This is a genomic window from Pseudomonas sp. NFACC51, from assembly GCF_900103575.1.
GTDB classification, from domain to species: Bacteria; Pseudomonadota; Gammaproteobacteria; order Pseudomonadales; family Pseudomonadaceae; genus Aquipseudomonas; species Aquipseudomonas fluorescens_Q.
In genome coordinates this window covers 128,504-143,255 of record NZ_FMXH01000007.1, presented here as the reverse complement: position 1 = coordinate 143,255, position 14,752 = coordinate 128,504, and the positions used below count along the sequence as shown (strand labels likewise).

General features: G+C 61.4%; 12 protein-coding genes and 1 pseudogene. 11 read left to right on the top strand and 2 right to left on the bottom strand.

Annotation, left to right across the window (positions count from 1 at the left end; translation table 11 throughout):
- Nucleotides 1–40 precede the first annotated feature (40 nt).
- Together BLT00_RS32545 and BLT00_RS32540 are read right to left on the bottom strand one after the other, a co-directional pair.
- The gene (locus BLT00_RS32545; RefSeq protein ID WP_371856947.1) at nucleotides 41–754 is read right to left on the bottom strand and encodes a methyl-accepting chemotaxis protein; all 714 of its coding nucleotides are present in this window, start codon (nucleotides 752–754) and stop codon (nucleotides 41–43) included.
- Nucleotides 755–895: 141 nt separating this feature from the next.
- Nucleotides 896–1,933: pseudogene (locus BLT00_RS32540) on the bottom strand (methyl-accepting chemotaxis protein); the annotation flags it as partial.
- A 902-nt stretch (nucleotides 1,934–2,835) separates the two neighbouring features.
- Here BLT00_RS32540 and BLT00_RS15825 point away from each other — a divergent pair.
- The 11 genes from BLT00_RS15825 (at nucleotide 2,836) to nuoL (ending at nucleotide 14,732) form a co-directional block, all read left to right on the top strand.
- Nucleotides 2,836–3,249: an NADH-quinone oxidoreductase subunit A gene (locus BLT00_RS15825; protein ID WP_030141323.1), complete on the top strand. Its 414-nt coding sequence runs from the start codon at nucleotides 2,836–2,838 to the stop codon at nucleotides 3,247–3,249.
- A gap of 10 nt (nucleotides 3,250–3,259) precedes the next feature.
- Nucleotides 3,260–3,934, top strand: a complete 675-nt coding sequence (locus tag BLT00_RS15820; protein ID WP_013693708.1) for a NuoB/complex I 20 kDa subunit family protein — start codon at nucleotides 3,260–3,262, stop codon at nucleotides 3,932–3,934.
- Between the two features lie 72 nt (nucleotides 3,935–4,006).
- Nucleotides 4,007–5,791, top strand: coding sequence for an NADH-quinone oxidoreductase subunit C/D (gene nuoC, locus BLT00_RS15815; RefSeq protein WP_063320475.1), 1,785 nt, complete (start codon nucleotides 4,007–4,009; stop codon nucleotides 5,789–5,791).
- 2 nt (nucleotides 5,792–5,793) lie between these two features.
- The gene (gene nuoE, locus BLT00_RS15810) at nucleotides 5,794–6,291 is read left to right on the top strand and encodes an NADH-quinone oxidoreductase subunit NuoE (RefSeq protein ID WP_053157826.1); all 498 of its coding nucleotides are present in this window, start codon (nucleotides 5,794–5,796) and stop codon (nucleotides 6,289–6,291) included.
- A complete protein-coding gene (gene nuoF / locus BLT00_RS15805; protein ID WP_092144466.1) occupies nucleotides 6,288–7,643 on the top strand; it encodes an NADH-quinone oxidoreductase subunit NuoF in 1,356 nt (451 codons plus the stop codon). Before nuoE ends, nuoF begins: the two co-directional genes overlap by 4 nt.
- Before the next feature lie 137 nt (nucleotides 7,644–7,780).
- A complete protein-coding gene (nuoG, locus tag BLT00_RS15800) occupies nucleotides 7,781–10,495 on the top strand; it encodes an NADH-quinone oxidoreductase subunit NuoG (RefSeq protein WP_092144464.1) in 2,715 nt (904 codons plus the stop codon).
- The gene (nuoH, locus tag BLT00_RS15795) at nucleotides 10,492–11,499 is read left to right on the top strand and encodes an NADH-quinone oxidoreductase subunit NuoH (protein ID WP_030141318.1); all 1,008 of its coding nucleotides are present in this window, start codon (nucleotides 10,492–10,494) and stop codon (nucleotides 11,497–11,499) included. The genes nuoG and nuoH overlap by 4 nt, the downstream gene beginning before the upstream one ends.
- An 11-nt stretch (nucleotides 11,500–11,510) precedes the next feature.
- The gene (gene nuoI / locus BLT00_RS15790) at nucleotides 11,511–12,059 is read left to right on the top strand and encodes an NADH-quinone oxidoreductase subunit NuoI (RefSeq protein ID WP_003180051.1); all 549 of its coding nucleotides are present in this window, start codon (nucleotides 11,511–11,513) and stop codon (nucleotides 12,057–12,059) included.
- Nucleotides 12,060–12,068: 9 nt separating this feature from the next.
- A complete protein-coding gene (gene nuoJ / locus BLT00_RS15785) occupies nucleotides 12,069–12,569 on the top strand; it encodes an NADH-quinone oxidoreductase subunit J (protein ID WP_063320471.1) in 501 nt (166 codons plus the stop codon).
- 4 nt (nucleotides 12,570–12,573) lie between these two features.
- Nucleotides 12,574–12,882, top strand: a complete 309-nt coding sequence (gene nuoK / locus BLT00_RS15780; protein ID WP_003180046.1) for an NADH-quinone oxidoreductase subunit NuoK — start codon at nucleotides 12,574–12,576, stop codon at nucleotides 12,880–12,882.
- A complete protein-coding gene (gene nuoL, locus BLT00_RS15775) occupies nucleotides 12,879–14,732 on the top strand; it encodes an NADH-quinone oxidoreductase subunit L (RefSeq protein WP_063320470.1) in 1,854 nt (617 codons plus the stop codon). Before nuoK ends, nuoL begins: the two co-directional genes overlap by 4 nt.
- The last annotated feature ends 20 nt before the right edge of the window (nucleotides 14,733–14,752 follow it).

Below are 14,752 nucleotides of genomic sequence, written 5' to 3'. Positions count from 1 at the left end.
GAAGCCCCGACTGGTTCGGGGCTTTTTTTTTACCGGTTTTTTACACTTTGAAGTGACTGACCAGTTGCTGCAACTGGTTACCCAGGCGCGCCAGCTCGATGCTGGAGGCTGCGGTTTCTTCGCTAGCCGAGGCGGTCTGTTCGGATACATCGCGCACACTCAGGATACTGCGGCTGATTTCTTCGGCCACCGAGCTTTGTTGCACCGCAGCAGCGGCAATCTGCTGGTTCATGGCCTGGATGCCCGAAACCGCCTGGGTGATGTTGCCCAGGGAAATGCCGGCCTTGCCGGCCAATTCCACGCTGCTGTCGGTCAGTTCGCGGCTATTGCGCATGATACTCGACACCTGGCGCGTGCCGTTCTGCAAGCCCGCCACCAGGCTTTCGATCTCTTCGGTGGAATGCTGGGTACGCTGGGCCAGCCCACGCACTTCGTCGGCGACCACGGCAAAACCGCGCCCGGCGTCACCCGCGCGGGCGGCCTCGATGGCGGCGTTAAGGGCCAGCAAGTTGGTCTGCTCCGCCACCGCCCTGATCACGTCCATGATCTTGCCGATGCGCGCGCTTTCTTGTTCCAGCTCATCCATGGCGTCGACGGAACGCCCGACTTCGCTGGCCAAGCGCTCGATCTGAACGATGGCTTGCGCAACCACCTGGTCGCCGATACGGGCCTGTGCATCGGCCTCTGACGCGACCGTGCAAGCCTGTTCGGCATTACGCGCGACTTCGTGCACGGTGGCCGACATTTCCTGCATGGCGGTAGCCACCTGGTCGGTCTCGGTCTTCTGGCTATTGACCCCGGCACTGGTCTGCTCGGTGACGGCCGACAACTCTTCGGCGGCACTGGCGATTTGGGTGACGCCATCGCGGATACCACCGATCAAGTCGCGCAACGTGGTGCCCATGCGCTGGATACCTTGCTGCAAAACACCCAGTTCATCACCACGGGTCACGACCGTGCCTTGCGTGAGGTCGCCTGCCGCAATGCGATCGACTACAGCCAATGTGTCCTGCAACGGCCGGGTAATCTGGCGAGTGATGATCATGGCCGCAAGAATCCCCAACAGCATCGCCAAGGCAGTGCAGCTCAACTGCAGGGTACGGGACTGGGCGCTTTCGTCACCCAGGGAGACCAACTGGCTGGCATACATTTCGTCAGTCAGACGGGTGATGGTTTCACCCAGATCGATGGTGTCCTGCACGGCCTTGCCAATGGCCTGATTACTGGCGGTGAAGTTCTGCACCGAGCGACGGTAAGCAATCAGCGCGGTTTCCAGCTGCTTGATGGTGTCGGCATAGCTCGGGCCGAAAGCACCGTTAAGGGTTTCGATGCTCTTGAGCGCATTTTCGAGCTGGCGGGTGGCGGCCTGTTCGGTGGCGCTGTTGGGGTTGCCGGTGTAGCCACGCACTTCATAACGCACCAGCGCGACGTCCTCTTTGGCTTTGAGGATAATCCTGTACAACTCAAAACGGCGCTCGTCCGTGGCAGGCATTGCTTCCACGTCATCGATGACCTTGGCAATCAGCGCGGCGCCCTTGACCGCATTGACGCCCATCTCCTTGCGCATGGCTGCGTCAGTGCGATAAGCCTCGCGCATTGTATTCAGCGCCACTTGATACTCGGTGCTGGCCAGCTCGATCAGCGCAAGTTTTTTCAGGTTTTCGGGTTTTTTCAACTCATTTGCAAGGCTTTTTTGCTTGGCGACAAATTGTTCCAGCGACGCCTGGATCAATTCACCCTTTTGTTCATCGCCCTTGTCCACCTGGTATTGCAAGCGAGCCCTGCGCAGGTGATCAAGACGGTTGCCGAGCTCGGTAATGCTGGTCATTCGATCCGCACGCTGGATCATTTTGCCCAGACTGGTCCAGCCGGTCGCGGCGAGGATCGCGGTCAGAAACAGCACAACAGCAAAACCCAGAGCCAGCTTGAGCATAACGCTCATGTTCGCGATCCAAGAGTTCATGACAGTCCTTTGGTAATCCGCCGCGAACGATGAAAACTGACGCAGCTATCTATGAAGGGGCAATTGTCTAATCAACATTGATATAGATGATTAGATGAGTGAGCGGCAAAGATAGCCATTTGCCATCAACTCTTCAAGGCTCTAGGGCCGGCCTCATGCCGATATTTGCAGGCAAAGCGGGTTCGCCTAACGCGCCAATGCCTGGGGCATAGGGTTCTTGGTTGGCTCGGCTGGGCGGCCTCGATCTGATGACGGAGGTTTTTTCACCCGTTTTCCTTGAAGCCACCTACGCTGTAAGAGCAAGCCTGCACTGTGGAAGCCAGGCTTGGCTGCGATGCACGATAAGGCTGTCTGCCTCGGGACCGCGTTGCCGACATTGCAAGCAAGCTTGGCTTCCACGGAGCAGTCCCTCATGCAGACCCAACCTTCGCCGGACACCGCCCCCACAACAAACTCCTACGCAGTGCTAGGAAAATTGATCGAACGCAGTATTGGGCAGTCGGAAAAGGAGTAAAACGTCCGACGCTGACAATTGCAGTAGCGACGATGTAAGACAGCCTCTCGGACACGACACTAAGTGCACTGTAGAAAATGCTGGCTAGATAATAATAATTATCATTTGGAAGTCGTTATCATTGTTACATTCCGCACGAAATATTATTGCTGAACAGCCGGCCAACGCCCACGGGGCCGGGGCCGCAGGGCTCTGGAGGTGCGCTATGTCCTTATTCCAATAAATAATTTCGCCATAGGAATTTTACTTGCCCGGTGTTTAGCCATAAAATCACCGCGATTGATTGCTGCGACATATCGTCACTGCGTTATTTCTATTCAAGCTCAGAGACCTTTGCTCTCTGTTAAGGATTTCCAGCATGCCCGAAGCGACAGGACTCATGGCCCACAACTGGGGCTTTGCCATTTTCCTTCTGGGTGTCGTCGGCCTGTGCGCCTTCATGCTCGGCGTGTCGAGCCTGCTCGGGTCAAAAGCCTGGGGCCGCAGCAAAAATGAACCGTTCGAGTCCGGCATGCTACCTACCGGTGGCGCCCGCTTGCGGCTCTCAGCCAAATTCTATCTGGTCGCGATGCTCTTCGTGATCTTCGATATCGAAGCCCTCTTTCTCTTTGCCTGGTCTGTGTCCGTCCGCGAAAGCGGCTGGACCGGATTCGTCGAAGCTCTCGTTTTCATAGCAATTCTGTTGGCAGGTCTTGTCTACCTTTACCGAGTGGGGGCGCTTGATTGGGCTCCGGAAGCTCGGCGCAAGCGGCAAGCGAAGCTGAAACAATGAGGCTTTGGCAATGCAATACAATCTCACCAGGATCGACCCCGATGCTCCTAACGAGCAGTATCCGATTGGCGAACGGGAAACCGTCGCCGATCCGTTAGAAGATCAAGTCCACAAAAACATCTTCATGGGCAAGCTCGAAGACGTGCTGAACAGCACGGTCAACTGGGGTCGCAAGAACTCCCTGTGGCCGTACAACTTCGGTCTTTCGTGCTGCTACGTGGAAATGACCACCGCCTTCACGGCGCCCCACGACATCGCGCGCTTTGGCGCCGAAGTGATCCGGGCATCGCCACGCCAGGCGGATTTCATGGTTATCGCCGGTACCTGCTTCATCAAGATGGCGCCGATCATCCAGCGTCTCTACGAGCAAATGCTCGAGCCGAAGTGGGTTATCTCCATGGGTTCGTGCGCCAACTCCGGTGGCATGTACGACATCTATTCCGTCGTTCAAGGGGTGGACAAGTTCCTGCCCGTGGACGTCTACGTGCCCGGCTGCCCGCCTCGCCCTGAAGCTTTCCTGCAAGGCCTGATGCTGTTGCAGGAGTCGATTGGCCAGGAGCGTCGCCCGCTGTCCTGGGTCGTTGGCGATCAAGGCGTCTATCGCGCCGACATGCCATCGCAAAAGGAACAGCGCCGCGAACAGCGTATCGCAGTCACCAACTTGCGCAGCCCCGACGAAGTCTGATCCAGCTCTGTTCCCTACAAGAAACGAGAACCTGGCTTCATTCTTTACGTTGACCGAAAGCGATAAATAACCATGACTACAGGCAGTGCTCTGTACATCCCGCCTTACAAGGCAGACGACCAGGATGTGGTCGTCGAACTGAACAACCGTTTTGGCCCCGAGGCGTTCACCGCCCAGCCGACCCGCACCGGCATGCCGGTACTTTGGGTTGCCCGCGCCAAACTCGTCGAAGTCCTGACTTTCCTGCGCAACCTGCCCAAGCCGTACGTCATGCTCTATGACCTGCACGGCGTGGACGAGCGTCTGCGCACCAAGCGTCAAGGGCTGCCCGACGGCGTCGACTTCACCGTGTTCTATCACTTGCTGTCGATCGAGCGTAATAGTGACGTAATGATCAAGGTCGCCTTGTCCGAGAGCGACCTCAGCGTGCCGACCGTGACCGGTATCTGGCCGAACGCCAACTGGTACGAACGTGAAGTGTGGGACATGTTCGGGATCGACTTCCCCGGCCACCCGCACCTGTCGCGCATCATGATGCCACCGACCTGGGAAGGTCACCCGCTGCGCAAGGACTTCCCGGCCCGTGCCACCGAGTTCGACCCGTTCAGCCTGTCCCTGGCCAAGCAACAGCTCGAGGAAGAAGCCGCGCGCTTCAAGCCTGAAGACTGGGGCATGAAGCGTTCGGGTGCCAACGAGGACTACATGTTCCTCAACCTCGGCCCGAACCACCCTTCGGCCCACGGTGCGTTCCGCATCATCCTGCAGTTGGACGGCGAAGAGATCGTCGACTGCGTCCCTGACATCGGCTACCACCACCGTGGCGCCGAGAAAATGGCCGAGCGCCAGTCCTGGCACAGCTTCATCCCGTACACCGACCGCATCGACTACCTCGGCGGCGTGATGAACAACCTGCCGTACGTGCTGTCGGTCGAAAAACTGGCCGGGATCAAGGTACCGGAAAAGGTCGACGTCATCCGCATCATGATGGCCGAGTTCTTCCGTATCACCAGCCACCTGCTGTTCCTGGGGACCTATATCCAGGACGTGGGGGCGATGACCCCGGTGTTCTTCACCTTCACCGACCGCCAGAAGGCCTACACGGTGATCGAAGCCATCACCGGTTTCCGCCTGCACCCGGCCTGGTACCGCATCGGTGGCGTTGCCCACGACCTGCCACGCGGCTGGGAAAAGCTGGTCAAGGACTTCGTCGAGTGGATGCCCAAGCGCCTGGACGAATACACCAAGGCCGCCCTGCAGAACAGCATCCTCAAGGGTCGTACCATCGGGGTCGCTGCCTACAACACCAAAGAGGCCCTGGAATGGGGCGTCACCGGTGCCGGCCTGCGCTCCACCGGTTGCGACTTCGACCTGCGCAAGGCGCGCCCTTACTCCGGCTACGAAAACTTCGAATTCGAAGTACCGCTGGCCGCCAACGGCGATGCCTACGACCGCTGCATGGTTCGCGTCGAGGAAATGCGCCAGAGCATCAAGATCATCGACCAATGCCTGCGCAACATGCCGGAAGGCCCGTACAAGGCGGATCACCCGCTGACCACGCCGCCGCCAAAAGAGCGCACGCTGCAACACATCGAGACCCTGATCACGCACTTCCTGCAGGTTTCGTGGGGCCCGGTCATGCCGGCCAACGAGTCCTTCCAGATGATCGAAGCGACCAAGGGCATCAACAGTTATTACCTGACGAGCGACGGCGGCACCATGAGCTACCGCACCCGGATTCGCACCCCAAGCTACCCGCACCTGCAGCAGATCCCTTCCGTGATCAAAGGCAGCATGGTCGCGGACTTGATCGCGTACCTGGGTAGTATCGATTTCGTTATGGCCGACGTGGACCGCTAAGCATGAACAGCACGCTTATCCAGACAGACCGTTTCGCCCTGAGCGAAACCGAGCGCTCGGCCATCGAGCACGAGCTGCATCACTACGAAGACCCGCGCGCGGCGTCGATCGAAGCCCTGAAGATCGTCCAGAAGGAACGTGGCTGGGTGCCCGATGGCGCGCTCTACGCCATCGGCGAGATCCTCGGCATCCCGGCCAGCGACGTCGAAGGCGTCGCCACCTTCTACAGCCAGATTTTCCGCCAGCCAGTCGGTCGTCACATCATTCGCGTCTGCGACAGCATGGTCTGCTACATCGGCGGCCACGAATCGGTAGTCAGCGAGATCCAGAGCAAGCTGGGCATTGGCCTCGGCCAGACCACCGCCGACGGTCGCTTCACCCTGCTGCCAGTGTGCTGCCTGGGTAACTGCGACAAGGCCCCGGCGCTGATGATCGATGACGACACCTTCGGTGACGTCAAGCCAGATGGCGTCGCCAAACTGCTGGAGGGCTACGTATGACCCTGACTTCCTTCGGGCCCGCCAACCGCATCCAGCGTTCGGCCGAAACCCATCCCCTGACCTGGCGTCTGCGTGACGACGGCGAAGCGGTATGGCTGGACGAATACCAGGCCAAGAACGGCTACGCTGCCGCGCGCAAGGCGTTCGCCGACATGGCCGGCGACGACATCGTCCAGACCGTGAAGGATTCCGGCCTTAAAGGTCGTGGCGGCGCGGGCTTCCCCACCGGCGTGAAGTGGGGCCTGATGCCCAAGGACGAATCCATCAACATCCGCTACCTGCTGTGCAACGCGGATGAAATGGAGCCCAACACCTGGAAAGACCGCATGCTGATGGAGCAACTGCCCCATCTGCTGATCGAAGGCATGCTGATCAGCGCCCGCGCGCTGAAGACCTACCGCGGCTATATCTTCCTGCGTGGCGAATACACCACCGCCGCCAAGCACCTGAACCGTGCCGTGGAAGAAGCCAAGGCCGCCGGCCTGCTGGGCAAGAACATCCTGGGCAGCGGCTTTGATTTCGAGTTGTTCGTCCACACCGGCGCCGGGCGTTACATCTGCGGTGAAGAAACCGCGCTGATCAACTCCCTCGAAGGCCGCCGCGCCAACCCGCGCTCCAAGCCGCCCTTCCCTGCCGCTGTAGGCGTGTGGGGCAAGCCGACCTGCGTGAACAACGTCGAGACCCTGTGCAACGTGCCGGCGATCATCGCCGACGGCGTGGACTGGTACAAATCCCTGGCCCGTGACGGCAGCGAAGACATGGGCACCAAGCTCATGGGCTTCTCCGGCAAGGTCAAGAACCCTGGCCTGTGGGAACTGCCGTTCGGCGTCACCGGCCGCGAACTGTTCGAAGACTACGCCGGCGGCATGCGCGACGGCTACACGCTCAAGTGCTGGCAGCCTGGCGGCGCCGGTACCGGGTTCCTGTTGCCCGAACACCTGGACGCCCAAATGTACGCCGGCGGCATCGCCAAGGTCGGCACCCGCATGGGTACCGGCCTGGCGATGGCGGTGGACGACAGCGTCAACATGGTGTCGCTGCTGCGCAACATGGAAGAGTTCTTCTCCCGCGAGTCGTGCGGTTTCTGCACCCCTTGCCGCGATGGCCTGCCCTGGAGCGTCAAGCTGCTGCGGGCCCTTGAAAACGGCGAAGGCCAGGCCGGCGACATCGAGACCCTGCTGGGTCTGGTGGGTTTCCTCGGCCCAGGCAAGACCTTCTGTGCTCACGCACCGGGTGCCGTGGAGCCGTTGGGCAGCGCGATCAAATACTTCCGTCCAGAGTTCGAAGCCGGCATCGCGCCCACCAGCGCCGTCGTCCCGCCTCTGGCAAAGCCGATCGTAGTCGGCGCGTAAACGCTTAAAAAGGCGAAGGGTCCGTACCCTTCGCCTTCTCGCGTGATGACGCCGTAAACGGCTGTGTTGATTCACGCGAATAACAAGATTCCATTAGCCACGCCCGCTGACACCGGGCCAACGAAGAACTTTGAACCATGGCCACTATCCACGTAGACGGCAAAGAGCTCGAAGTCGATGGCGCAGACAACCTGTTACAGGCATGTCTGTCCCTGGGCCTCGACATTCCTTATTTCTGCTGGCACCCCGCCCTTGGCAGCGTTGGCGCTTGTCGCCAGTGCGCGGTCAAGCAGTACACCGACGAGAACGACAAGCGTGGTCGGATCGTCATGTCCTGCATGACCCCCGCCACCGACGGCAGCTGGATCTCCATCGACGACGAAGAAGCGAAAGTGTTTCGCGCCAGCGTCGTCGAATGGCTGATGACCAACCACCCTCACGACTGCCCGGTCTGTGAGGAAGGCGGCCACTGCCATCTGCAAGACATGACCGTGATGACCGGCCACAACGAGCGCCGTTATCGCTTCACCAAGCGCACCCACCAGAACCAGGACCTCGGTCCGTTCATCTCCCACGAGATGAACCGCTGCATCGCCTGCTACCGTTGCGTGCGTTTCTACAAGGACTACGCCGGCGGCACCGACCTGGGCGTATTCGGCGCCCACGACAACGTGTATTTCGGTCGCGTTGAAGACGGCACCCTGGAAAGCGAGTTCTCCGGCAACCTCACCGAGGTCTGCCCGACCGGTGTGTTCACCGACAAGACCCACTCCGAGCGTTACAACCGCAAGTGGGACATGCAGTTCTCGCCGAGCATCTGCCATGGCTGCTCCAGCGGTTGCAACATCTCTCCGGGCGAGCGCTACGGTGAACTGCGGCGCATCGAAAACCGCTTCAACGGTTCGGTTAACCAGTACTTCCTGTGTGACCGTGGCCGTTTCGGCTATGGCTACGTCAACCGCAAGGATCGCCCACGCCAACCGCAGCTGGCGGGCGGTGCCAAGCTGAGCCTGGACGAAGCGCTGGACAAGGCCGCCGAGCTGCTGCGCGGTCGCAACATCGTCGGCATCGGTTCGCCACGGGCCAGCCTGGAAAGCAACTACGCCCTGCGTGAACTGGTCGGTGCCGAGCACTTCTACAGCGGCATCGAAGCCGGTGAGCTGGAACGCATCCGCCTGGTGCTGCAAGTGCTCAAGGACAGCCCGCTGCCCGTGCCGACGATGCGCGACATCGAAGACCACGATGCGGTGTTCGTGCTTGGCGAAGACCTGACCCAGACCGCCGCCCGCATGGCCCTGGCCCTGCGCCAGTCGGTCAAGGGCAAGGCCGAAGACATGGCCGACGCCATGCGCGTCCAGCCATGGCTCGACGCCGCCGTGAAGAACATCGGCCAGCACGCGCTGAACCCGCTGTTCATCGCCAGCCTCGCTGAAACCAAGCTCGACGACGTCGCCGAAGAATGCGTCCACGCCGCCCCTGACGACCTGGCCCGTATCGGCTTTGCCGTGGCCCACGCCCTGGACGCCAGCGCCCCGGCCGTCGAAGGCCTGGACAGCGAAGCGGCCGCCCTGGCCCAGCGCATCGCCGACGCCCTGCTGGCCGCCAAGCGCCCACTGATCATCGCCGGCACCTCGTTGAGCTCCAAGGCGCTGATCGAAGCCGCCGCCAACATCGCCAAGGCCCTGAAGCTGCGCGAGAAGAACGGTTCCATCAGCCTGATCGTGCCGGAGGCCAACAGCCTCGGCCTGGCCATGCTCGGTGGCGAATCGGTGGACGCCGCCCTGCAAGCGGTGATCGACGGCAGCGCCGACGCCATCGTAGTGCTGGAAAACGACCTCTACACCCGCACCGACAAGGCCCGCGTAGACGCCGCCCTGAACGCCGCGAAAGTGCTGATCGTCGCCGACCATCAGAAAACCGCCACCATCGACCGCGCCAACCTGGTGCTGCCGGCGGCGAGCTTCGCCGAAGGCGACGGTACACTGGTCAGCCAGGAAGGTCGCGCCCAGCGCTTCTTCCAGGTTTTCGACCCGCAATACCTGGACGCCAGCATCCTGGTTCACGAAGGCTGGCGTTGGCTGCATGCCCTGCGCGCCACCCTGCTGGACCAGCCGATCGACTGGACGCAACTGGACCACGTCACCGCCGCCGTCGCTTCGAGCAGCCCGCAACTGGCCGCCATTGTCGACGCCGCACCGTCCGCCTCGTTCCGCATCAAAGGCCTGAAGCTGGCGCGCGAACCGCTGCGCTACTCCGGTCGCACCGCCATGCGCGCCGACATCAGCGTTCACGAACCGCGCACTTCCCAGGACAACGACACTGCGTTCTCGTTCTCCATGGAAGGCTACTCGGGCTCGACCGAACCGCGCTCCCAGGTGCCGTTCGCCTGGTCGCCGGGCTGGAACTCGCCACAAGCGTGGAACAAGTTCCAGGACGAAGTCGGCGGTCACCTGCGTGCCGGCGACCCGGGCACCCGTCTGATCGAAAGTCAGGGCGATGGCCTGAGCTGGTTCGCCAGCGTGCCGCGCGCCTTCAACCCGGCGCCGGGCACCTGGCAGGTCGTGCCGTTCCATCACCTGTTCGGCAGCGAAGAGAACTCTTCCAAGGCCGCTCCGGTGCAGGAGCGCATCCCGGCCGCCTACGTGGCGCTGGCCAAGTCCGAAGCCGATCGCCTGGGCGTCAACGACGGGGCCCTGTTGAGCCTGAACGTGGCCGGCCAGACCCTGCGTCTGCCGCTGCGCATCAATGAAGAACTGGGCGCCGGCCTGGTGGCCCTGCCGGCCGGCCTGGCGGGCATTCCGCCAGCCGTATTCGGCAAAACCGTCGACGGTCTGCAGGAGGCAGCGCAATGAGCTGGTTCACCCCCGAAGTGATCGCCGTGATCCTGACGGTCCTCAAGGCCATCGTGATCCTGCTGGCCGTGGTGGTCTGCGGCGCCCTGCTGAGCTTCGTCGAGCGTCGCCTACTGGGCTGGTGGCAGGACCGCTACGGTCCGAACCGTGTCGGCCCGTTCGGCATGTTCCAGATCGCCGCCGACATGATCAAGATGTTCTTCAAGGAAGACTGGACGCCGCCGTTCGCCGACAAGGTGATCTTCACCCTGGCACCGGTCGTGGCCATGAGCGCCTTGCTGATCGCCTTCGCGATCATCCCGATCACCCCGACCTGGGGCGTGGCGGACCTGAACATCGGCCTGCTGTTCTTCTTCGCCATGGCCGGCCTGTCGGTGTATGCGGTGCTGTTCGCCGGTTGGTCGAGCAACAACAAGTTCGCCCTGCTGGGCAGCCTGCGGGCCTCGGCCCAGACCGTGTCCTACGAAGTGTTCATGGGCCTGTCGCTCATGGGCATCGTGATCCAGGCCGGCTCGTTCAACATGCGCGACATCGTCGAGTACCAGGCCCAGAACCTGTGGTTCATCATTCCGCAGTTCTTCGGTTTCTGTACTTTCTTCATCGCTGGCGTGGCCGTGACTCACCGTCACCCCTTCGACCAGCCGGAAGCGGAGCAGGAACTGGCCGATGGTTACCACATTGAATATGCCGGCATGAAATGGGGCATGTTCTTCGTTGGTGAATACATCGGCATCATCCTGATCTCGGCGCTGCTGGTGACGCTGTTCTTCGGTGGCTGGCACGGCCCGTTCGGCATCCTGCCGCAACTGTCCTTCGTCTGGTTTGCGCTGAAGACCGCGTTCTTCATCATGCTGTTCGTCCTGCTGCGCGCCTCGATCCCGCGCCCACGCTACGACCAGGTGATGGACTTCAGTTGGAAATTCTGCCTGCCGCTGACCCTGATCAACATGCTGGTGACCGCTGCGATCGTTTTGATGAACGCGCCTGCGGCCGCGGTTCAGTGAGGATTTGACCCATGTTCAAATATATTGGCGACATCGTTAAGGGTACCGGTACCCAACTGCGAAGCCTGGTCATGATCTTCGGCCATGGCTTCCGCAAGCGCGACACCCTGCAATACCCGGAAGAGCCGGTCTACCTGGCCCCCCGCTATCGCGGCCGTATCGTCCTGACCCGCGACCCCGACGGCGAGGAACGCTGCGTGGCCTGCAACCTGTGCGCCGTGGCGTGCCCGGTAGGTTGTATCTCGCTACAGAAAGCTGAAACCGAAGACGGTCGCTGGTACCCGGACTTCTTCCGCATCAACTTCTCGCGCTGCATTTTCTGCGGCCTCTGCGAGGAAGCGTGCCCGACCACCGCGATCCAGCTCACGCCGGATTTCGAAATGGCCGAGTTCAAACGTCAGGACCTGGTGTACGAGAAAGAAGATCTGCTGATTTCCGGTCCCGGTAAAAACCCTGATTACAACTTCTATCGTGTTGCAGGTATGGCCATTGCCGGTAAGCCAAAAGGCGCCGCGCAGAACGAAGCCGAACCGATCAACGTGAAGAGCTTGCTGCCTTAAGGAAGAAAGATGGAATTCGCTTTCTATTTCGCATCGGGTATCGCGGTGGTGTCCACGCTTCGTGTGGTCACCAACACCAATCCCATCCATGCCCTGCTCTACCTGATCATTTCGCTGATCGCCGTGGCCATGACCTTCTTCGCCCTCGGTGCACCGTTCGCCGGTGCGCTGGAAGTGATCGCCTATGCCGGCGCCATCATGGTGCTGTTCGTGTTCGTGGTGATGATGCTCAACCTCGGCCCGGCCGCGGTCCAGCAGGAACGCTCCTGGCTCAAGCCCGGCATCTGGGCGGGGCCGGTGATCCTGTCCGCCCTGCTGCTGGGTGAACTGCTGTATGTGCTGTTCGCTCACCAGAGCGGCCAGGCCATCGGCCACACCACCGTAGGTGCCAAGGCCGTGGGCATCAGCCTGTTCGGTCCGTACCTGCTGGTGGTCGAACTCGCCTCGATGCTGCTGCTTGCCGCAGCCGTCACGGCGTTCCATTTGGGCCGTAACGAGGCGAAGGAGTAATCACATGCCTGCTATCCCTCTCGAGCATGGTCTGGCGGTTGCCGGCATCCTGTTCTGCCTCGGTCTGGTTGGCCTGATGGTCCGCCGCAACATTCTGTTCGTGCTGATGAGCCTGGAGGTCATGATGAATGCCTCCGCCCTGGCCTTCATCGTCGCGGGCGCTCGCTGGGCGCAGCCGGATGGACAGATCATGTTCATCCTGGTGATCAGCCTGGCAGCCGCCGAGGCCAGTATCGGCCTGGCGATCCTGTTGCAGCTGTACCGCCGCTTCCACACTCTCGATATCGACGCTGCCAGCGAGATGCGCGGATGAACCTAATCTTTCTGACTTTCGTATTCCCCCTCATTGGTTTCCTGCTGCTGTCGTTCTCTCGTGGACGCTGGTCGGAAAACCTGTCGGCGCTGGTTGGCGTGGGTTCCATCGGCCTGTCTGCCATCGTCACGGCCTACGTGATCTGGCAGTTCAACGTCGCCCCGCCCGAAGGCGGTGTGTATGTGCAGGTGCTGTGGCGCTGGATGGCGGTGGAAGGCTTCACGCCGAACTTCGCCCTCTACCTGGACGGCCTGTCCATCACCATGCTTGGCGTGGTGGTCGGCGTGGGCTTCCTGATCCACCTGTTCGCCTCCTGGTACATGCGCGGTGAAGCCGGTTACTCGCGCTTCTTCGCCTACACCAACCTGTTCATCGCCAGCATGCTGTTCCTGGTGCTCGGCGATAACCTGTTGTTCCTGTACTTCGGCTGGGAAGGCGTGGGCCTGTGCTCGTACCTGTTGATCGGTTTCTACTACAGCAACCGCAACAACGGTAACGCGGCGCTCAAGGCGTTCATCGTCACCCGGATCGGCGACGTGTTCATGGCCATCGGCCTGTTCATCCTGTTCCAGCAACTGGGCACGCTGAACATCCAGGAACTGCTGGTCAAGGCGCCGGAGCACTTCAAGGTCGGTGACTTCTGGATCGTCCTGGCGACCCTGATGCTGCTCGGTGGCGCCGTCGGTAAATCCGCGCAACTGCCGCTGCAAACCTGGTTGGCGGACGCGATGGCGGGCCCTACCCCGGTCTCGGCACTGATCCACGCCGCGACCATGGTGACCGCTGGCGTCTACCTGATAGCCCGTACCCACGGCCTGTTCGCCCTGGCGCCGGACATCCTGCACCTGGTGGGCATCGTCGGTGGCGTGACCCTGGTACTGGCCGGTTTTGCCGCCCTGGTACAGACCGACATCAAGCGCATCCTCGCCTACTCGACCATGAGCCAGATCGGCTACATGTTCCTGGCCCTGGGCGTGGGTGCCTGGGAAGGCGCGATTTTCCACCTGATGACCCACGCGTTCTTCAAGGCCCTGCTGTTCCTGGCCTCCGGTGCGGTGATCGTGGCCTGCCACCACGAGCAGAACATCTTCAAGATGGGCGGCCTGTGGAAAAAACTGCCGCTGGCCTACACAAGCTTCATCGTCGGCGGCGCGGCCCTGGCGGCCCTGCCACTGGTCACCGCCGGTTTCTACTCCAAGGACGAGATCCTCTGGGAAGCGTTCGCCAGTGGTAACCAGGCGCTGCTCTATGCCGGCCTGGTGGGTGCGTTCATGACCTCGCTGTACACCTTCCGCCTGATCTTCATCGCCTTCCACGGTGAAGCCAAGACCGAAGCCCATGCCGGCCATGGCATTGCTCACTGGTTGCCACTGTCGGTGCTGATCGTGCTGTCGACCTTCGTCGGCGCCATGATCACCCCACCGCTGGCCGATGTGCTGCCGCAAAGCGTCGGCCATGCCGGCGGCGAAGCCAAGCACAGCCTGGAAATCGCCTCGGGCGCCATTGCCCTGGCGGGTATCCTGCTGGCCGCCCTGCTGTTCCTGGGCAAGCGTCGTTTCGTCACGGCGATCGCCAACAGCGGCATCGGGCGATTCCTTTCGGCCTGGTGGTTCGCCGCCTGGGGCTTCGACTGGATCTACGACAAACTGTTCGTCAAGCCATACCTTGCGATCAGCCACATTCTGCGCAAAGACCCGCTCGACCAGACCATTGGCCTGATCCCGCGCATGGCCAAGGGCGGCCACACTGCCCTGAGCCGTACCGAGACCGGTCAACTGCGTTGGTATGCGGCTTCCATGGCGGCTGGCGCCGTGCTGGTTATCGGCGCCATCGTGCTGGTAGCGGTCTGATATGAACCTTGCGAACTTGC